The 17,217-nt window shown below is 58.0% G+C and carries 22 protein-coding genes; 12 read left to right on the plus strand and 10 right to left on the minus strand.

The features are described 5' to 3' along the window. Positions 1–44: 44 nt before the first annotated feature. The gene (gene infC / locus FTW19_RS20310; protein WP_147649388.1) at positions 45–674 is read right to left on the minus strand and encodes a translation initiation factor IF-3; all 630 of its coding nucleotides are present in this window, start codon (positions 672–674) and stop codon (positions 45–47) included. A 276-nt stretch (positions 675–950) separates the two neighbouring features. Here infC and FTW19_RS20315 point away from each other — a divergent pair, with 276 nt between their 5' ends. Further along, positions 951–1,526: a response regulator gene (locus tag FTW19_RS20315; protein ID WP_147649389.1), complete on the plus strand. Its 576-nt coding sequence runs from the start codon at positions 951–953 to the stop codon at positions 1,524–1,526. A gap of 54 nt (positions 1,527–1,580) precedes the next feature. Here FTW19_RS20315 and FTW19_RS20320 read toward each other — a convergent pair whose 3' ends face one another. Both FTW19_RS20320 and FTW19_RS20325 read right to left on the minus strand, forming a co-directional pair. Then, positions 1,581–2,420 (minus strand): NmrA family NAD(P)-binding protein, encoded by an 840-nt coding sequence (locus tag FTW19_RS20320; protein WP_187143075.1) that lies wholly within the window; start codon positions 2,418–2,420, stop codon positions 1,581–1,583. Continuing rightward, entirely contained in the window at positions 2,417–2,911 is a 495-nt protein-coding gene (locus FTW19_RS20325) for a DUF1772 domain-containing protein (RefSeq protein WP_147649391.1), read from the minus strand. The genes FTW19_RS20320 and FTW19_RS20325 overlap by 4 nt, the downstream gene beginning before the upstream one ends. Positions 2,912–3,020: 109 nt before the next feature. Between FTW19_RS20325 and FTW19_RS20330 the strand changes: the two genes are divergently transcribed. The 3 genes from FTW19_RS20330 to FTW19_RS20340 are packed head-to-tail and all read left to right on the plus strand — an operon-like array spanning position 3,021 to position 5,140. Next, positions 3,021–3,947 (plus strand): AraC family transcriptional regulator, encoded by a 927-nt coding sequence (locus FTW19_RS20330; protein ID WP_147649392.1) that lies wholly within the window; start codon positions 3,021–3,023, stop codon positions 3,945–3,947. A 36-nt stretch (positions 3,948–3,983) separates the two neighbouring features. Beyond that, entirely contained in the window at positions 3,984–4,499 is a 516-nt protein-coding gene (locus FTW19_RS20335) for a transglycosylase domain-containing protein (RefSeq protein WP_147649393.1), read from the plus strand. Further along, a complete protein-coding gene (locus FTW19_RS20340) occupies positions 4,496–5,140 on the plus strand; it encodes a flavin reductase family protein (RefSeq protein WP_222705481.1) in 645 nt (214 codons plus the stop codon). The genes FTW19_RS20335 and FTW19_RS20340 overlap by 4 nt, the downstream gene beginning before the upstream one ends. 360 nt (positions 5,141–5,500) lie before the next feature. Here the strand turns inward: FTW19_RS20340 and FTW19_RS20345 are convergent, their stop codons facing one another. After that, positions 5,501–6,025: a hypothetical protein gene (locus tag FTW19_RS20345; protein WP_147649394.1), complete on the minus strand. Its 525-nt coding sequence runs from the start codon at positions 6,023–6,025 to the stop codon at positions 5,501–5,503. A gap of 7 nt (positions 6,026–6,032) precedes the next feature. Between FTW19_RS20345 and FTW19_RS20350 the strand changes: the two genes are divergently transcribed. After that, on the plus strand, positions 6,033–7,178 hold the full coding sequence (locus tag FTW19_RS20350) for a hypothetical protein (protein WP_147649395.1): 1,146 nt from the start codon (positions 6,033–6,035) through the stop codon (positions 7,176–7,178). A gap of 276 nt (positions 7,179–7,454) precedes the next feature. On the opposite strand, the gene FTW19_RS20355 is transcribed toward FTW19_RS20350, so the two are convergent. Further along, the gene (locus tag FTW19_RS20355; protein ID WP_147649396.1) at positions 7,455–8,012 is read right to left on the minus strand and encodes a hypothetical protein; all 558 of its coding nucleotides are present in this window, start codon (positions 8,010–8,012) and stop codon (positions 7,455–7,457) included. 89 nt (positions 8,013–8,101) lie between these two features. Between FTW19_RS20355 and FTW19_RS20360 the strand changes: the two genes are divergently transcribed. Continuing rightward, entirely contained in the window at positions 8,102–8,689 is a 588-nt protein-coding gene (locus FTW19_RS20360; protein ID WP_147649397.1) for an anthranilate synthase component II, read from the plus strand. After that, the gene (locus FTW19_RS20365; RefSeq protein ID WP_147649398.1) at positions 8,690–9,664 is read left to right on the plus strand and encodes a nuclease; all 975 of its coding nucleotides are present in this window, start codon (positions 8,690–8,692) and stop codon (positions 9,662–9,664) included. On the opposite strand, the gene FTW19_RS20370 is transcribed toward FTW19_RS20365, so the two are convergent. Continuing rightward, complete coding sequence (locus tag FTW19_RS20370; protein ID WP_147649399.1) at positions 9,661–10,194, minus strand: hypothetical protein; 534 nt, start codon at positions 10,192–10,194, stop codon at positions 9,661–9,663. The genes FTW19_RS20365 and FTW19_RS20370 overlap by 4 nt on opposite strands. A gap of 108 nt (positions 10,195–10,302) precedes the next feature. Between FTW19_RS20370 and FTW19_RS20375 the strand changes: the two genes are divergently transcribed. Then, positions 10,303–11,136 (plus strand): DUF4159 domain-containing protein, encoded by an 834-nt coding sequence (locus tag FTW19_RS20375; RefSeq protein WP_147649400.1) that lies wholly within the window; start codon positions 10,303–10,305, stop codon positions 11,134–11,136. Between the two features lie 44 nt (positions 11,137–11,180). On the opposite strand, the gene FTW19_RS20380 is transcribed toward FTW19_RS20375, so the two are convergent. Beyond that, a complete protein-coding gene (locus FTW19_RS20380; RefSeq protein ID WP_147649401.1) occupies positions 11,181–12,173 on the minus strand; it encodes an aldo/keto reductase in 993 nt (330 codons plus the stop codon). A gap of 321 nt (positions 12,174–12,494) precedes the next feature. Between FTW19_RS20380 and FTW19_RS20385 the strand changes: the two genes are divergently transcribed. From FTW19_RS20385 to FTW19_RS20395, 3 genes are all read left to right on the plus strand, one after another. Then, a complete protein-coding gene (locus FTW19_RS20385) occupies positions 12,495–12,698 on the plus strand; it encodes a cold-shock protein (RefSeq protein ID WP_147649402.1) in 204 nt (67 codons plus the stop codon). Between the two features lie 109 nt (positions 12,699–12,807). Continuing rightward, on the plus strand, positions 12,808–13,086 hold the full coding sequence (locus FTW19_RS20390) for a hypothetical protein (RefSeq protein ID WP_147649403.1): 279 nt from the start codon (positions 12,808–12,810) through the stop codon (positions 13,084–13,086). Positions 13,087–13,299: 213 nt separating this feature from the next. Next, positions 13,300–13,770 carry a hypothetical protein gene (locus tag FTW19_RS20395; protein WP_147649404.1) on the plus strand — a complete coding sequence of 157 codons (471 nt, stop codon included), beginning with the start codon at positions 13,300–13,302 and terminating at the stop codon, positions 13,768–13,770. A gap of 48 nt (positions 13,771–13,818) precedes the next feature. Here the strand turns inward: FTW19_RS20395 and FTW19_RS25900 are convergent, their stop codons facing one another. The 3 genes from FTW19_RS25900 to FTW19_RS20405 all read right to left on the minus strand — a co-directional run bounded on the left by FTW19_RS25900 (position 13,819) and on the right by FTW19_RS20405 (position 16,610). After that, positions 13,819–13,986 (minus strand): hypothetical protein, encoded by a 168-nt coding sequence (locus FTW19_RS25900; protein WP_187143076.1) that lies wholly within the window; start codon positions 13,984–13,986, stop codon positions 13,819–13,821. 80 nt (positions 13,987–14,066) lie between these two features. Continuing rightward, a complete protein-coding gene (locus FTW19_RS20400; protein ID WP_147649405.1) occupies positions 14,067–15,221 on the minus strand; it encodes a carboxypeptidase regulatory-like domain-containing protein in 1,155 nt (384 codons plus the stop codon). 159 nt (positions 15,222–15,380) lie between these two features. Further along, positions 15,381–16,610, minus strand: coding sequence for an MSCRAMM family protein (locus FTW19_RS20405; protein WP_187143077.1), 1,230 nt, complete (start codon positions 16,608–16,610; stop codon positions 15,381–15,383). A 25-nt stretch (positions 16,611–16,635) separates the two neighbouring features. Here FTW19_RS20405 and FTW19_RS20410 point away from each other — a divergent pair, with 25 nt between their 5' ends. After that, on the plus strand, positions 16,636–17,010 hold the full coding sequence (locus tag FTW19_RS20410; RefSeq protein ID WP_246153418.1) for a Dabb family protein: 375 nt from the start codon (positions 16,636–16,638) through the stop codon (positions 17,008–17,010). Positions 17,011–17,217 lie beyond the last annotated feature (207 nt).

Raw genomic sequence — 17,217 nt, forward strand, 5'->3', positions numbered from 1 at the left:
GCTCCGCAGCGGGAGCCCCTCATCGAAGAAACATTGGATTGCGTCTATGCGTGAGAAACAGGCGCGTGTGGAACCGGCGCTGGCTCGGCCGCGCCTTCGGGCTTAGCCGGTGCAGCAGGCTTCTTCGGCTCGGCCTTCTTGGTCGGAGCCAGAATGGCGTGCAGCGTAGTGCCTTCCATGCGAGGCATAAACTCGACGGTGCCGTTCTCACCCACATCCTGGATCAAGCGGTGGATGATCTTGTAGCCAAGGTCGCGGTGTGCCATCTGGCGGCCCTTGAAGCGCAGGCTGGCCTTCACCTTATCGCCTTCCTGCAGGAAGCGGACGGCCTGGTTCTTCTTCGTCTGGTAGTCGTGCTCGTCCACCGTGACGGAGAACTTTACTTCCTTGATGGTGATGACCTTCTGCTTCTTCTTCGCGGCGCGGTCGCTCTTGTCCTTCTCGTAGAGGAACTTGCCGTAATCCTGAATACGGCACACCGGGGGAACGGCGTTGGGCGAAATCTCCACCAGGTCCAGTCCGCGTTCGCGTGCGATCTTGAGGGCATCGAATGGCTGCATGATGCCGACCTGCTCGCCATTCTCGTCAATCACACGCACCTCACGGGCGCGGATTCTTTCGTTGGTGCGGATGAAACTCTTTTGCGATCGCTTGTCGTTAAACGGTGGTGGAATAAGAAGCCTCCGGGATCTAAATCTGTGGGTCTAAAGTTTGACGCGCCTGGAGCGCCAAACGGCTCAGCACGCAGACGAAAGTATAGCAATTTCGCAGGGTCATTGGTTGGATTCCTCCATGCGGCACGCGGAAAGTCGCCTTCCCGCCCGAAACGGGCATGGCAGCCGATGAACCAACCAGCGGAAGGGGCTTCCGCATCCCATCTCCCATCAGTACAACGTTTTATGTTGCAATGTTGATTGCCCACTATAGGGCATGTTAGGAGTTCTGCCTGAATGAAACGCCGCATTTTGCTCGTCGATGACGAAATTGCCGTCCTCCTCACCTTAAAAGCAGTTCTGGAGATCTCGGGCTTCGACGTCGATACCGCCACCTCCGGCCTGGAGGGCCGCCACAAACTCCGCGCAAAACCGTACGACATGGTCATCACGGACATGCGGATGGAACATGAACAAGCCGGCCGCGATGTGGTCGGCTACGCCCGCGGACTGCCCAACCCTCCGGCAATTGCGCTGCTGACCGCCTTCCCCGTCGCCGACGATGACTGGCAAGAGATGGGCGCGGACAAGATGCTGGTCAAGCCCATGCAAACCAGGACCCTGCTGGAACAGATTGAGGCGCTTCTCGAGAAACATCTGGCACGTACGGGAGCCTCAGCCTCAACCCCGGCGAAAGCAGGCAAGAAGGCCGCAAAGAAGGTAGCCGCCAAGAAAGCGGGGAAAAAGGCTGCAAAGAAGGCGGTGAAACCCGTCGCTCCGGCAAAGAAGGCCGCGAAAAAGACAGCCGTAAAGAAGGCCGCCGCCAAAGCCGTGAAAAAGGCTGCCGGCAAAAAAGCTGCGAAAAAGCGCTAAACGTTACAGCCGGAAGAAACAGGAGGGGATTTTCCCCTCCTGTTTCTTTTCCATTTACTGCCACATCTCGCGGTAGTCGGCGGCATACTCCCGAAGCGATCGAGGTGTTTTCCCCGTCAGCCTCTCGAAGTCACGGGTTGGCTGTGAGAGCCTTCCGGTCCGCGTCACGCGAAACAGGCTGAGGATATAAGCGACATACTCTTCCGGAAGCCCCGCCTGCGACAGCGTTTTGGCGAACTCATCGTCTTCCATCGGTACATATCGCACCTCGCTTTGTATTGCCTGGCCCAGCACAGCGGCAGCGTCGTCATAGCGTAGAGCCTCCGGGCCGGTCAGCTGGAAGACTTTGCCGTTTATGTCTTCTCTCATCAACGCCGCTGCGGCGGCCGCGCCTACATCGCGGGCGTCGATGAATGGAGTCAACGCGTCACCCGCCGGTAGCGGCAAAATGCCGTTGTACTTGATCGGCTCTGCCCACCAGGTATGGAAGTTATCCATGAACCAGTTCGCGCGCACAATCACCCATCGCGCAGCTTTCTGCACCACCTCTTCCACGCGGCTCAATGGTTCCTGTTGCAAGATCACGCTTGCGGAGCTAAGCAGGACGATCTTGCACTCGCGCTGCATTGCGGCTTCCAGCATAGGAAGCATCACTTCATCCGCAGGCCCCACAGCCGGCTGTGGCTCCATCAAAAAGACCCGATCGACATCTTTCAGCGATTCTGCAAAAGTCGCCGGATCCGCATAGTCGAAGCGCACGACTTCAACCCCATCGATCGCGGCAACATTCTCCGGGCTACGGCTTGCCGCACGAACTTCCTGCCCGGCGATGGCAAGAGCTTCCACCACTGCCGCTCCAACTTTTCCTGTGCTTCCCGTGACCAGTGTCTTCATGCTGTCTCTCCTTGTTCGTACCGCGCAAGAGCGATGGCAAAGAACACCGTGGAGGCCAGCGCCAGGATGGTTCGGGTGTGGTTCCACAGCATCCACACGTTGTAAAACGCTGCCCATGTCTGCGCTGCATTCGCAGCATGAGCGTCGGCGCTTGCCAGGGTGTTGTTCAACGGAACGTTGCATCCGAAGGTCACGGCGAGCGACAGCAGGTACAAGGCGACAGCCGTCAGCATCGAGCTTCGGCCCGGCTGCTTCCGAATCACTTGCGTTGCCAGCGCCAGCGAAGCCAGGCCGGTGCCGAACAATGCCAAAGCAAACCAGGGATTCACCGCCGTAAGATCGATCTGCTGCATGGCCGTGACCGCTGCATCGACAGGCAGCCGCTGCAAGCCCTGCATCACGAAGGTTGAGAAGGCAAAGTAGGCTCCGCCATCGGCGGCGCTGCCGGCGATACAAAAGAGCGTCAGGGGAACGATGACTCGTGGACTCATTACGTCTCTCCTCGTTCTTCAACCTAAGGAATGCCGCGCCGCGAAGACATGGGCAGGCGTCTCGCTTTCATTGCCGTCCGTCTCATTCGGGTGCTAACGTCAGTCCGGTATGAGACAGGCTGCCGACGCGAATTGGATCAGTGAGATCGCGAGCAATGCCGCGGCGCTGTGCCGTACGCGCACGTCCGCTCCATGGGGCATGGGCATCGCCACCTACGACGGCGTCATGTTTCATTACGTGGTTGAAGGTTCCTGCTGGCTGCGCGGCTCCGCTGTGCCGACGCTTGAACTTGAGGCCGGTGATCTTGTGCTGGTGCCACAGGGACTGGATCATGACATCCTCTCGAGCCTCGATGTCACTCCCGAACCGCTTGAGGATTTTCTGCATTGCCCGTCACGGCCCATCACCGGAGAGACGGTCAGCACGCTGCTCTGCGGCGTTTACCTCTCAGGCATCAAGATGGTGCACCCCGTTCTGAACGCGCTGCCGCCGGCCATCTATTTCAGCCGCGAAGAGATCGAGAGGAACCCTTCCCTCTCGTCGACGCTCCGTCAACTCACAGCGGAAAGCGAAGCTCCAGCCCCGGGCAGTGAGACGCTGATCCAGCATCTCCTCGATGCGCTCTTTGTGTATATCGTGCGTGCCTGGTCTGCCTCGATCAGCGATAACCTTCCCGGCTGGGCAGCGGCGCTTCGCGATCCTAATCTCTCCCGCGCAGTAACGGCGATTCACGCCTCCCCTGGCCATCCCTGGACGGTACAGACTCTCGCCGCGGAAGCCGGCCAGTCCCGCGCAGCGTTTGCCCGCCATTTCTCCGCAAGGATGGGTGAGGCTCCCCTCGCCTATCTCACACGCTGGCGCATGGTCCTGGCCGCTCGCCTGCTCCTCGGACGTGAGACCAGCCTGGCTGAGGTAGCCGAGCATGTCGGCTATGAATCAGAGTTTGCTTTCAGCCGGGCCTTCAAGCGGACCTACGGCGTCGCGCCGGCAAGCTATCGCAGAACCTGCCTTCGGGATCTGTACCTCACACGCTGAATCGCGTCCCTCAGGCCAACACGTTAAACTCACTAGATGCGAACCATCGTCTCCACAGTGCTGCTGATCGTGGCAATTCCATGTGTTTTGCTGTCAGGCATGTGGACATGGGCATACTTCTCCACACCTGCGGTCGTCACTGAGGCGTATAACCGCGAGCTTGCACGGACCGCGCCAACTATCCGTACAGCGCAGGTACCGGCGGCCCTGCTGGAGCAGATCCGGAATGCGCGTCCCCTATCCGAGGCAGTTGCGGAGGCCCTGTTCTTCTTCCCCGGCCAGTACCGTCCCAATCCGATTCGCAATCTGCAGCGCCGCGTCTTTGCCTCCGTACTCGATCACCGTCTGAGTGCAGACGAGCAATTGCAGCTCTACATCAATCACGCCAACTTCGGACCGCTGCACAGCGGCCCAACGACGGACAAGGATATCGTCGGTTTCGCGGCCGCCTCCCAGGCATATTTCGATAAACCGCTCACGAACCTGGCTCCGGAACAATTGCAGGCACTGCTCGACGCGCTGCAGCACAAATCCATACAATCTGCTCCATGAGTGCGGAGTTTACGTCGTTCGATCTTTCGACCATGGCGCCCGGCGGCGTCTATAAGCTACTGGCTTCCCTCGTCGTGCCGCGCCCCATCGCCTGGGTGGTCTCGCGGTCGACCAAGGGGCATCTGAACGCAGCGCCCTTCTCGTTCTTCAATATGCTTGCCTCCGACCCGCCAGTCGTCGGTGTTGGATTTGGAATGCACTCCACTGGAGCGGACAAGGATACCTACACCAACATCATTGAGACCGAAGAGTTCACCGTTCACATCGTGACCGAAGAGACTGCCGAGGCGATGAATATCACGGCGGTGGAGGCTCCTCATCACGTCAATGAGATTGAGCTTGCCGGTCTGACGCTGGCTCCCGGCGTGGCTGTGAAGACCCCACGCATTCTGGAGTCGCCTGCTGCCCTGGAGTGCCGCCTGCTGCAGACCATCCAGCCTGGCCGAACAAGCAAGATCATCCTCGGTGAGGTTGTCTACGCTCACGTACTGACGAGCGCGTTCTCTGATCTGGAGAAGCTGAACATGGACGTCCATGCAATTCACCAGATCGGCCGCATGCAGGGTGGCCTGGGCGGCGGTTATACACGCACGCGCGACACCTTCGATATCCCGCGGCCGGTGTGGAAAGAGCGGTCCTAGTTACTAGTTCCTGGTTGCTAGTTGCCTGAGCGCTTTGACAACCACGGAATTGGGTGCCCCATCCATCGCATCGCGATGGGTGGGAGGTCTCGCGAAGCGAGATCTCTTTCCTAGCTTGGGCGATCGTAGGAAACGTATGGGTTGAGAAGCAGATTTCTCCGCTTCCTTTGGTCGCTACGAAATGACAACGAAAAAGACGGTTCGAGCTTCGCTCGAATAGTTCACCCCTGCGAACCATGTTCGCGGGGACCCCGATTGATGGGCACCCCGTGCACCGGTAAACACCCACCTCTCTCTCCCGGAGTTCTGAATTGGGAAGCGAAACTCGTTCCCCTGGCTCTTTCTGCCTGCGTTTCTGTCCTATCCCGCTACAGTACTGACAGCAACCATGCTTCTCCCCTCGTGTCCTGACATCCGCAAAAGCGGAGTGACCCTTGCTGTGTTTATGACAGTGCTCCTGGCCGGATGCGGCAGTGGAGGCTCGCTGAGCCTGCTCTCGGCAGCGGCTTCATCCAGCTCCGGAACGACGACCTCCGGGTCCTCTTCTGGCACATCGAACGGGACCAGCAGTTCGTCCTCGGGTAGTGGCAGCGCAAGTTCAGGAAGTTCCTCCGGCTCCAGCAGCTCCGGTTCAGGAACCGGAAGCTCTTCTTCAGGCTCCGGCAGCAGCTCTGGTTCAGATACGGGTAGCTCCTCTTCAGGCAGTGGCAGCACGGGTTCCGGAAGCTCCTCCGGCTCCGGCAGTAACACAGGGTCAGGGAGCGGCAGCTCTTCCGGCAGCAACACTCCCACCATCCTGCTCTCGCAGCCCTTCATCGGACAGACGACCGGCCAGAACGTCACGTACGTCGCTACGGCAACGGCCAATGCATGTAGTAAGGGCATCGCCTCGATGGGCGTTTACGTGGATAACAAGCTCGTCTATGTCGTTCAGGGTGGCTCTCTCAATACGACTCTGTCGCTCACTCCTGGCTCTCACGACACTGTGGTGGAGGCGTCGGATCTCTGCGGCAGCTCGTCGAAGCTGTCGGTTCCCATCACCGTCACGGCTAAGACTGAGGTCTGGGTCAACTCTCCGAGTGCAGGTAAATCGAGCACCGTGCCCGCCTTTGTAGCCTCCGCAACGACAACCTGCGCCTCCGGTATTGCGGCGATGGAGTTGTACGTGGATGGCCAGCTTATCGAGACCGAACAGGGCAATACCCTCAACTATCAGGCCGCGCTGTCGCCCGGCGCACACCAGACCGTGGTGCTGTCCCGAGATAACTGTGGAGGCTCCGCTAAGACGCCTATCGATCTTGTGGTTGTAGGGCTATCGAATACCTTCACCAACCTGCAGGCAAGCCCCACATGGAATATGTCGGGTCAGAAGGCCCCGTACTACGACAACTGCGTCGACCATACTGAACCTGGAGCGTGCGACGGAGTCACCTACTCCTACAACCGGAATATTGCGTCGCCGTCGTTAACAGGATCTGCGACGCAGTTCAACCTTGGCGGCGCGCTGCCTTACTCTGACGTGCTCTTCTGGAATCACCTGATCGGAGCGTTTTCATCACAGAACCTTCCGGACATTGACCACAAGCTCATCGCAGCGACGAAGAACTTCACCTACGATGCCTACTTCTACGTCACCAGCTATGACGAAGTGCACACGCAGGCACTCGAATTCGATATCAACTGGTTTCTCAACTCCGCTGGCATGACCTGGGGAACAGAGTGCCGGCTTCGCGGCGGTCACGTCTGGGCCTTATGGAACAACATCGATAAGAAGTGGGAGGCTACAGGCATCCCATGCGCCCCGATGAAGGATGCATGGAACCACGTCACCATCAGCGGAAAGCGCAACGACGACAACACGCTGACGTATCAGACCATCACGCTGAACGGGAAATCGGTTGTGTTGAACAAGACGATTGCTCCCTTCTGGGTGCCGGCCGACTGGTACGGAGTTACGGTGAATTACCAGATGGATGGCGATGAAAAGCAGACCTCCGTCAAGAGCTACGTCGACAAGTTCAGCTTCATGTTCTGGTAGCCCGATAACGCGAATCCAAGTCCAGAAACCGACAACAAGATTCGAGCGAAACTCGAAACGGGTGGGAGCCGTGGGCTTCTAGCCCACGGTCTATCGGCTCAAGATAGAAATGGGCTTTTAGCCCTGGGCTTTTTCCTAACGGACAGAGAAGGCCCAGGGCTAAAGCCATTTACTTTTACGCCTTTATCAGCGGGCTGAAGCCCGCTGCTCCCACCCAGTTTCGGCTCTGCCCTGAGCGATCGACGACCAATCGAATTGTCGAACGCATCCCAGTAACTACTCGACATTCCCCGTTAGGTCCAGGCCGACAATCAGGCTCTTTGCGTCAAGTGTTATCTCCAGGACGGTGCCGTTCTGCCACTCCCAGTGCAGCAGCGTCGTCTGCGGACGCTTTCCGGGGGTGATAGTGACGCGAGAGCCGTAGGCGGCAAGCGCCTTCGATACAGGGTCACCCATACCGACTCCGCGGAATGTCGCACAACTGCCCGGTTCGGGTTTACTGACCGCAGGCTGATCCTCGGGCCGGGTGACCGTGGCCGAATAGGTCGTGCGCGCGCCTTTTGGGTCGGCGTAGCGTGAGAGCACGCGCACATGGCAGGCCGGCGTATCCCACTCCACCGACTCGTCTCCTCCACCCGAGCCGTTGGCGTCGTTTTCCATCATCACGGCGTTCTTGTGCAGGTCGACGGGCAATTTATACCGGCCCGCCTGGATATCGACGCCCGCGAGTCTACGCTCCGCCAGCCCCGGAGTAGCGGTCGAGGCAGGCTTCTGCGCAAGGGCAGGGGTGACGCATAACGGCAGCAACAAGGCGCCGGAGGTTCGCAAACCCACAGATTCTTTACTCCTTCTTGGCAACCATACCGCAACTCCGCCGGATGCGGAATTTCGAGCGATACACTAAAGACAGGGATTTCTCAGCTATGGTCTTCGTTCTGGATAACTACGACTCTTTCACCTACAACCTGGTGCAGTACATGGGCGAGCTGGGCGCTGAGCTGGTCATCCGCCGCAACGATGAGCTGTCGCCCGAGGAGATCGAGGCGCTTAAGCCCTCGCATATCGTCATCTCCCCCGGTCCCTGCACGCCGCAGGATGCAGGCGTCTCCATCGATCTGATCCGCCACTTTGCCGGACCTGCCCGAAGTGCCGGTGTGCCGATCCTCGGCGTTTGTCTCGGCCATCAGTCCATCGGCGCGGCCTTTGGCGCCACCGTCACCCGCGCCGCCCGCCTGATGCACGGCAAGACCAGCGAGGTGGAGCATGACGGCAAGACCGTCTTTCACGGCATTCAGACGCCGATGACCTGCACCCGCTACCACTCGCTGATTGTGACCGAGGAGTCGCTGCCGCCCGAGCTGGAAGTCTCCGCGCGCACCCAGGACCCAGCCGGAAGCACGGTCATGGGTCTGCGTCACAAAACTCTACCGATCGAGGGAGTACAGTTTCATCCGGAGTCTGTTCTGACGGCGGACGGCAAAAAGCTGATCGCGAACTTTCTGAAGATGTAAATGACAGCTCGAACACAGCACGGAGTGGGACCGGTCCGGCAAGGCATAGGTCTTGCTGCTGTCTTCGTGCTGTTGGTTGCTGTCTCGCCGGCTCAACAGCCTATTGGCACTGTTACCACCGAGAATGCATCCATCAGCGGTCTGGTCACGGTCTCAAACCAGAAGGCCACGATCGCCAACCAGGGATCGATCACCGCAGCGATCAATCGCACTGCAGAGCTGACACTGACCCGTGGCGGCGTGGTGCGCGTGTGCTCTACCTCGTCGATCCATGTCTCCCAGGCGAACTCCGCCGATCCTCCGCTGCTGCTCGCTCTGGACCGTGGAGCTCTGGAGGCGAGCTTCCAGGTAACTGCTTCTGACATGTTGATGACCCCTGACCTGCGTTTCCAGGCAAGCGCGACAGGTGAGCTCAATCTGCATCTTCGGGTTACCCCCAACGGCGACACCTGCGTGGATAACCGCAGCAAGGCGGATGCTCCCCTGCTCCACGTCACCAGCGCCTTCGGCCCGGAAGGCTACTTCATCAAACCCGGACAGCACCTGCTGTTTGTCGGCGGATCACTGACACGTGTGATCGATACTGAGACCACCGCCTGCGGCTGCCCGCCGCCCCAGCCGGAGCCTGTACCGATCCCGGTTCAGATCGTCGCTGAGGGGAAACCGGTTACACCGACACAAGCCGCCGCCGAACATCCCTTCCCAGAGGCCCAGTCAGCCGGTCTGGCGCCTGGCCCCGTGACTGCTCCAGTGCCTGTTGGAGAGGTACATACCCAGATCGCTACGACGCTCTCCGTGAATGGCAATGCGCCGAAGCCCGTTCCTCCTCCGCCTGCTCCGGAGCCCCAGCCCGCCGAACAACCCAAGAAAGCTGCTACAAAGCCGGCCTCCAAACCAAATGCCTTCACGGCGATTGGGCACTTTTTCAAGCGGATCTTCGGTGGCGGAAGGCAGGTCGGAGTATCGGGGTCTTAGCGAAGGGCCTCGAAGAACCAGTGCAATAGCCAGCCGAGCGGGGAGTAAGGGTTGTGCTCACCGAAGTGAAACTCCCCTTGTGCCGTGTTTTCTCCAGATAAGTTCACAGGCCCCTCAATCAGCAGGAAGTGCGCCGAATTCGCTCCAGTGAGCCAGGAGCCACGTGTCCGGAACTCCCGTTTTCCAGCATGGGCGCCACGCCTTCTGCGAAACCCGGCGGCAAGCAACGCCCTCTCCGCCTCGTGAGGCGATCCGGAGAAAGTGAAGGTCCCGGCAGCGGTCTGGCCGGCCCCAGTCTTTGAGTGGGTGATGTGAAAGCAGAAGCCACTAAAACAACCCTGCCCATCGTGCGCCACCGGCGGATGCCCATTGCTCACAGTGACCGGGTGCAGCAGCCCACCATCGAACTCTGCGAACAGACCGCCGGGCAGGACGCGCAGACACCTTGCGAGGTCATGCCCTGCAGAGAGAATCTCTTGCGTGAAACGCTGTTGAGCCTTATGCGGCATGACCTCTTCTGAGGATGACATATCATCCAGAGCTGTCGCTTTCCCGATAGCTTGCGTCCAAGTAGACATCGGGCGCGCTGTCCCTGGCGAAGGGGCGGCGTGCTATCTTCTGGCCAAACAGGAGCTGGAATGCAGTTGCGGCGTATAACCCGCGCGGGAATCGCACTTGCGCTGCTCGGCGTTGGGTATGCCCAACGCGGTTTTCAGCATAACTTTCGCGAATATCCCTCCGTGGAGTACGGCCGGAGTGCCCCCCTCCCCTCCGATTGGCAAAAACCAGGAGAGTGGACCTTCGCGCGGCTGATGTTTCCCGGAGGTCCGCTCGACGGCTATCGCGGCCGTTTCGATGGGCCATGGCAGCAAGGACTCTCCCTCTGGACGCAGGACTATCCCAAGGCCGACCGCGACTTCGCCGCAAGTCTGCGCCGGCTGACGCGCGTCGATGCACGCAGCGTCGAACAGCCCGTTAACCTGGAAAACGGCGATGAGGTTTACGACTATCCCTGGGTCTATGCCGTACAGGTCGGCGAGTGGGGACTTACCGAGAAACAGGGCGCCAAGCTCCGTGACTATCTGATGCGTGGAGGCTTCTTCATGGCCGACGACTGTCATGGATCGGAAGAAGAGGCCTACTTCACCCGAACCATGAAGATGGTCTTCCCTGAGCGCGACCTCGTCGACATTCCTGACAACGACCCCGCCTTTCACGTGCTCTTCGATCTGAATGACCGCATCCAGGTACCGGGAGCAGAGCACCTGAACACGGGGTATAAGAAAGACGGTCGTGTCGCGCACTGGAAGGGCATCTACGACGACAAAGGCAGACTGATGGTGGCGTTCAGCCTCAACTCTGATATCGGCGACTCATGGGAATACTACGACTCGCCATGGTATCCGCTGAAGTATTCAGAGATGGGCATCAAGCTCGGCGTAAATTATGTCATCTATGGGATGACGCACTAGGAAAAAGGCGCGACCGCAGCCGCGCCTTTCAGAAAATAACTCAATCACCTGTTGATGGTTTTCATTCCCGTGGCGTTATATCGATCGCCTGAAACGGCGCCTTTCGGAACCGCAGCTTCAATCTCCGCCAGCTCTTCTGTTGTGAATTGAATCTCAACTGCTGCTGCATTTTCTTCCAGATACTTGCGGCGTTTCGTACCAGGAATCGGAACAAGATCACTGCCCTGCGCCAGCACCCATGCAATCGCAAGCTGGCTGGGCTTGACGCCCTTCTTCACCGCCAGCTCTTCGAGCTTCGCCACCAGGAGGAGGTTCTTGTCCAGGTTGTCTCCCGAGAAGCGCGGATACCGCGCCGCCCGCGAGTCGGAAGCATCAAGTGTCGACGTATCTTTGATCGTTCCGGTAAGGAAGCCACGGCCTAGCGGAGAGTAAGGCACAAAGCCGATACCGAGCTCACGCACGGTGGCGAGGATCTCATCTTCCACGTCGCGTTCCCAGAGTGAGTACTCCGTCTGCAGCGCGGTGATGGGGTGTACCTTGTGTGCGCGGCGAATCGTCTCCGGACCCGCTTCGGAAAGACCGAGATACTTTACCTTGCCTGCCGTAACCAGCTCAGCCATGGCGCCGACGGTCTCTTCAATCGGCACATTCGGATCGACACGGTGTTGATAGTAGAGATCGACATAGTCGAGCTCGAGGCGCTGCAGTGAAGCGTCGATCGCCTGATGTACGTACTCGGGACGTCCGGAGACTTCCCAGTAGGCTGGATCTTCGCGCTTGCGCAGATTTGCGAATTTGGTCGCCAGAAAGACCTCATCGCGGCGAGGCTTGATGGTCTGGCCGACGAGAACCTCGTTGTCGCCGAAGCCATAGACATCCGCGGTGTCGAGGAAGGTGATGCCGAGATCGAGCGATCGCAGCAGGGTTGCGGCTGATTCCGTATCGTTGCGATCGCCATAGAACTCACTCATTCCCATGCAGCCGAGACCGATGCGAGAGACGATAGCACCCTGAGAGCCAAGCTTAACCTTTTCCATGCGGATAGGATGCCTTGAGATGCAGGCCGGTTCCAGGAAGTCAGGACTCGCAAAATCATGGCTTTCATCGCCTGCCGTTTAGCCGCTCTGACATGCAAACCATAACTACACAATTTCTCCGTCGACCCCATTTTGCATCGCGCGGCGAACTTCCATGAACATTCCAAGCGACTTAGTCCATCGACAGACTCATAGCCGCAAGGGTGGTATCCTATAACAGATCGAAGAATCCGATCTGGTCTACTTGCTGGTTCCGGCTTGCCTCTACTCGCAAACACTCCACATTGCGTTCGGCGGTACTCAAATTACAAGGAATAAGTCATGGAACAAGGAATCGTGAAGTGGTTCAACGATGCAAAGGGATTTGGTTTTATCAGCCGTCAGAGCGGTGAGGATGTTTTCGTTCATCATAGAGCGATCAAAAGCAACGGATTCCGTAGCCTGCAGGAAGGTCAGACAGTACGTTTCAACGTAGTGAAAGGCCAAAAGGGCTGGCAGGCCGAAGACGTTGAAGTTGTCTCTTAAGAGAAAGCAACAGGATCGATAGAAAGGGAGCTTACTGCTCCCTTTTCTTGTATGAACCCGTATTCGCAATTGATTGACTCTTCAAAGCCCTGTCCAAAGGAGACCCAATATGCAGAAGCCCGCTAAAGTGCAAGACAAGTACTACCTGAAATCTCTCCATGAGGAGATCGCCCTCTTCGACCGCAAGCTGGCCCACCTGGCAAAGTACGAGGTCTTTGCCTCGGAAGCGGAACGTGACGCCGCAATCGGCAAGATGGAGACAAAACGGGCAACCTTGGCACGGACTGCGCAGAAGCTTGTGGAAGATGGTATCGAATTTCACCCATCTGAACTTCCTCGCTCATTGCGTACGCAAACGGAAAGCACGGAAAACGCCAATATCGCCTGATCAAAAAAGCGAGCGGGTCACCCCCTGAAACTGCACGCACCGAGCTACATCACCAAGCACAGCTGATTGCTGATCGTGCTTCACATCCGGAAGACAATGGGCATGCATCCAAGATAGTGCGGCACGTAATATCGGCCACCGCACCTGGCGTTGCTTGTGTTCGGAATGCCATTCAGCAGGCGGACTCTACATCAGAAACACGGAGATCAAGCTATGCGGAAATCGATCCTATCAACGGATGCCGATCAAGTAATTCCATCCTCCGATCATTGGCTCAACCTGGAGGAGCTCGCGAGCGTTGAGATCTCCTCGGAAGATCCTCGATATCCGTTCGAAGATGCTTTGCAGGGAACAGAACGGGGTGGATGGAGAGCGGCAACGCCTGGTCCTCAGGTAATCCGCCTGATATTCGACAAGCCTCTCTCGATTCGCCGCATACGATTGGAGTTCCGTGAGGATGGACCAGAGAGAGCTCAGGAGTTCGCGCTATATGCTATGTCCGCGAATCAGGCTCGCAGAGAAGTATTACGCCAACAGTGGACCTTCAGCCCTGGAGGCGCTACACAGGAAATCGAAGACTATTCCGTGGAGTTGGTGGATGTAACCGTGATCGAGCTCCAGATCGATCCAGGCCGTCACGACAAGCAGAGGATCGCGTCTCTCCAATCGATTGCGATCGCCTGAAATCTACAGCAGCAAAACGCCTCACTCTGCAGCGGCGTTCGAAAGGATTCAGATATGCGCTCCTTCCAGGTCTACCGTGCTCTCGATCGAATTCCGAATCGTTTTGCTCTCTGCCAGACCGTCTGTCGAGGTGCCCGGCATATTCACGTCGACGGAACTCCATTCGGCGGTACCGTTACGGCAATGCTCCACGGTATCGAGAGTGGTGAATTTCACAGCCAGGTCGAAGCCAGGGTGCCTGGAAATAAAAAAGGACTTCTGGCCGCCTGAAGCGGTTCCACAAGTGATGGTCCACATCAATGCTGGAAAGACAACGTTGTCTGCTTCTCCGGCACCTGCAGTGTGATGCCACTGACGTCGTTCGTGGATACAGTCACCTCTTCTTCGACGGGACCATATTCACGAGAGACCTTGGGCGGTTGCGAGCCTGAGGCATCAGTCGCATCGAACGCACCATCCACACGTAATCTGTACGTTCCCGAAGGCACGAAGGCGATCACGAAGCTGCCATCGGGAGTGATGTCAGCGTTCCGGGAAAATGAGCGGTCACTGGCATCCGTCAATTGCACAGCACCGTGCACTACTGGTATGCCGTCTGTCTGCCGCACCACGCTGCCTCGGACCAGATGCAGGCCGCGTGTAGGAATGGTGATGGCCACGCCTCCCATCTCCTCACTTCCAACGATCTTGAAGGTCGATGCTTCCTTCTTATGGAAGGTTCCGGGCGCATAGAGCTGCTGCGTGTTCAGATAGAGGCTGACCGCTTGTGCCGTGTCCCTCGCAAAGACATTCGCCTGCACCATTCCCGCGATCACGCGATATTCCCCGGGAGGAACGCCTGCAATGCGGAACTTTCCCTGGTCATCCGTGGATACCGCGGGCAAGCTCCTCTCTCCTGTCCGTGTGCGATTGGCAGAGGTTGGGGATGAGACCGCCTGCACGCTGACATCTGCCGCAGGCGCTCCATCGTCGTAGAGAATCTGGCCGCTGATCGCAGCGCCGCGCATCAACTCAACATCCAGAGCTACTACCTCCCCTCCACGAATCGTTACACCTGTCGCGCGAAGATGCCGCTGCACCTCAGGCTCAAGGCTCTCCCAATCGGAGAGATCTATCCCTGACATCGGATCAAGATAGCCCGTCAGCTCCACTTGAACGGCGTATGTTCCAGGTGAGGCATGGTCAATGACGAAAGCGCCATTAAGATCGCTGAACCCCTCTCCGCGTCCTCGCCCACGACGAAGAAGATCTGCAGACTTACCGTTCTCCTCCGGAAGAGGCACCAGACTTATCTTCGCCTGGCGCGCAGGCGCATGAGTATCCGCACAGAAGATATGCCCGGTCACACGACCTGCGGGAAGAGCTGTGTTCTCCCGCCCGACGGCCGGAGCGGGTGATTGGGCATGCAACGATAGAGCTGTCGTCAGAAAAAGGAAAGAGGCTCGATACATCTGCCGGCTCCCATCTCAGGGATTCATCCATTAGACGATTTTCCCTGTAAATGTAATGTAGGGCTTCCGCATCTATGGGTGTTTTCCGTAATGAAAACGCCGCTGCACTCCTCTTCCGGGACACCCAGTAGCAGGGAAAATAGGTCTAGACGACGAAACTCACTTTGGGTTGGCGGCAGCGCGCACTGGAGCCATGAAACGCGGCGGCTTCGTCGGATCATCGAGTGCAGGCACCTGCAGCGTGATTCCAGTGGAGTCTCCTGATGCGACAATCAACGTCTGCTCGGTCGTTCCGTAGTAGTGGCTGACACGTTCGGAACCGGAGAACCCGCCATTCTGATGATTGCGCTCGGGCATGTCGAACGCGCTGGTCACGCGCAGGGTGTACTGGCCAGCTGCTACGAAGTCAATTCGGAAACTGCCGTCCGGTGCGATCTGGCCATTGAGCATAAACGTCGGGTCGTCTGCGTCCACCATCTGGACGTTGCCTCCAGACACTGGCATTCCATTTGCCTGCTGTATGACCGTTCCCGCTACGAAATGCATGCCTCGCGTCGGAATGGTAATCGTGATCCCGCTTTTCTCATCTGTTCCTGAGACTTTGATGATGTCAGCGCTTTTTTTGCGGAATGAGCCTGGCGCATAGACTGTCTGCGGATTGGAGATAGTTCGAGTGAGGCTGCCTCCTACGGAACCAATAACGGCCCGCTGGATACTAACGGAAGTTGCCACCAAGTACTCGCCCGGCGGAAGGCTCAGTATGCGAAATGCTCCATGGTCATCCGTGTTGTATAAGCGGCCGGGCAGCATCCGCCCAGGTCCCCTGTTGCCTGCACCAGGCAGGCTCACAATGGACGCATCTATGACATGCATCGTCACACCGGCTGCCGGTGATCCATCGTCAAATAGCACCTTACCGGAAATGGCTGCTCCACGTTCCAGGCTCACATCCACATTGGCGGTCTCGGAACCGTTGACTGTAACTGTCGACAGGCTGGACCGCAGCCTGTCCTGTTTCTGCGGATCGGAACTCATCCAGTCCTGAAGATCCACAGAAGACATTGGATCGAGGTATCCGGGTAGATCGACGCGTAAGGCGTAGGTTCCAGGAGCGACATGGGAAATAGCAAAGAACCCATCCAGATCGGTGGTCATCTGCCCGCCGCCCCCTGAGAAGATCACGCCAACCTGGCGGATGTCACTCCCTGCATCGCGCAGACGGGAGAGGCTGACGCGTGCGAATCGAGCAGGAGCGTGCGTATCCGCGCAGACAATATGCCCACTCACACTTCCCGAAGGAACTGATTGTGACTGCGTCATTTGAACCTGTGGCGCCTGTTGCGCAGGCATAGAAACTGCAATTGCCAGAAGAGAAAGTAAGCGGCGCATCTGTCGGCTCCGTTTCGAGCCGATTATGGGCGAACCCAGCCCAGAGTGCAATCTCCTTGTCGAATTCCTGATCCAGCTCTCCGGTATTCTGAAGCCGAAAGTAAGGAGCTTCATGTTTATTCACGGATTTCTCTTCCGCTGGCAGCCAGGCGCTACCGAAGAACAGATCGCACGCGCCCAGCGCGAGATTCTTGCGTTCCAGGGCGTAATTCCCGGCCTGCGGGAGGTCCACGTCGGCGAGAACCTTGCCGACAACAAGGGGGACTACACCTTCGCCGGCGTCATGATCTTCGAAAGCAAAGAAATCTACGCCGGCTATTCGGCGCATCCCGCGCATCAGGCGCTGCTTCAGTGGCTCATGCCCCTCATCGAGCCGATTGAGTTCGATCTGGAAGGGTAAGCTGGCACATTCCCTACCGTTCGTTGGGACTTATAGTGCTTAGAACGCCGGCACCCTTTGTTTGTTATTTCGGAGCGCTCGGGGTCCCCAGCCAGCTTTGCTGGCTGGGGTGACGAGTAAGCGGAGAAATCTGCTTTTCTACCGCGGCTTAAATGGCCGAGCCAAACTTGGAAAAGCAGATCCCTACAGGATGACAAACAAAAGGTC

It is taken from the genome of Terriglobus albidus (assembly GCF_008000815.1).
Lineage (GTDB): Bacteria > Acidobacteriota > Terriglobia > Terriglobales > Acidobacteriaceae > Terriglobus > Terriglobus albidus_A.

Coding starts and splice junctions, on each gene's coding strand:
- FTW19_RS20335 (WP_147649393.1), top strand. CDS start 3,984: ATGCGAACCATCGTCTCCACAGTGCTGCTGATCGTGGCAATTCCATGT.
- FTW19_RS20325 (WP_147649391.1), bottom strand. CDS start 2,911: ATGAGTCCACGAGTCATCGTTCCCCTGACGCTCTTTTGTATCGCCGGC.
- FTW19_RS20395 (WP_147649404.1), top strand. CDS start 13,300: ATGCGGAAATCGATCCTATCAACGGATGCCGATCAAGTAATTCCATCC.
- FTW19_RS20320 (WP_187143075.1), bottom strand. CDS start 2,420: ATGAAGACACTGGTCACGGGAAGCACAGGAAAAGTTGGAGCGGCAGTG.
- FTW19_RS20330 (WP_147649392.1), top strand. CDS start 3,021: ATGAGACAGGCTGCCGACGCGAATTGGATCAGTGAGATCGCGAGCAAT.
- FTW19_RS20380 (WP_147649401.1), bottom strand. CDS start 12,173: ATGGAAAAGGTTAAGCTTGGCTCTCAGGGTGCTATCGTCTCTCGCATC.
- FTW19_RS20360 (WP_147649397.1), top strand. CDS start 8,102: ATGGTCTTCGTTCTGGATAACTACGACTCTTTCACCTACAACCTGGTG.
- FTW19_RS20400 (WP_147649405.1), bottom strand. CDS start 15,221: ATGTATCGAGCCTCTTTCCTTTTTCTGACGACAGCTCTATCGTTGCAT.
- FTW19_RS20345 (WP_147649394.1), bottom strand. CDS start 6,025: ATGCCCTTACTACATGCATTGGCCGTTGCCGTAGCGACGTACGTGACG.
- FTW19_RS20375 (WP_147649400.1), top strand. CDS start 10,303: ATGCAGTTGCGGCGTATAACCCGCGCGGGAATCGCACTTGCGCTGCTC.
- FTW19_RS20405 (WP_187143077.1), bottom strand. CDS start 16,610: ATGCGCCGCTTACTTTCTCTTCTGGCAATTGCAGTTTCTATGCCTGCG.
- FTW19_RS20410 (WP_246153418.1), top strand. CDS start 16,636: ATGGGCGAACCCAGCCCAGAGTGCAATCTCCTTGTCGAATTCCTGATC.
- FTW19_RS20340 (WP_222705481.1), top strand. CDS start 4,496: ATGAGTGCGGAGTTTACGTCGTTCGATCTTTCGACCATGGCGCCCGGC.
- FTW19_RS20365 (WP_147649398.1), top strand. CDS start 8,690: ATGACAGCTCGAACACAGCACGGAGTGGGACCGGTCCGGCAAGGCATA.
- FTW19_RS20315 (WP_147649389.1), top strand. CDS start 951: ATGAAACGCCGCATTTTGCTCGTCGATGACGAAATTGCCGTCCTCCTC.
- FTW19_RS20370 (WP_147649399.1), bottom strand. CDS start 10,194: ATGTCATCCTCAGAAGAGGTCATGCCGCATAAGGCTCAACAGCGTTTC.
- FTW19_RS20350 (WP_147649395.1), top strand. CDS start 6,033: ATGGGCGTTTACGTGGATAACAAGCTCGTCTATGTCGTTCAGGGTGGC.
- FTW19_RS20390 (WP_147649403.1), top strand. CDS start 12,808: ATGCAGAAGCCCGCTAAAGTGCAAGACAAGTACTACCTGAAATCTCTC.
- FTW19_RS20385 (WP_147649402.1), top strand. CDS start 12,495: ATGGAACAAGGAATCGTGAAGTGGTTCAACGATGCAAAGGGATTTGGT.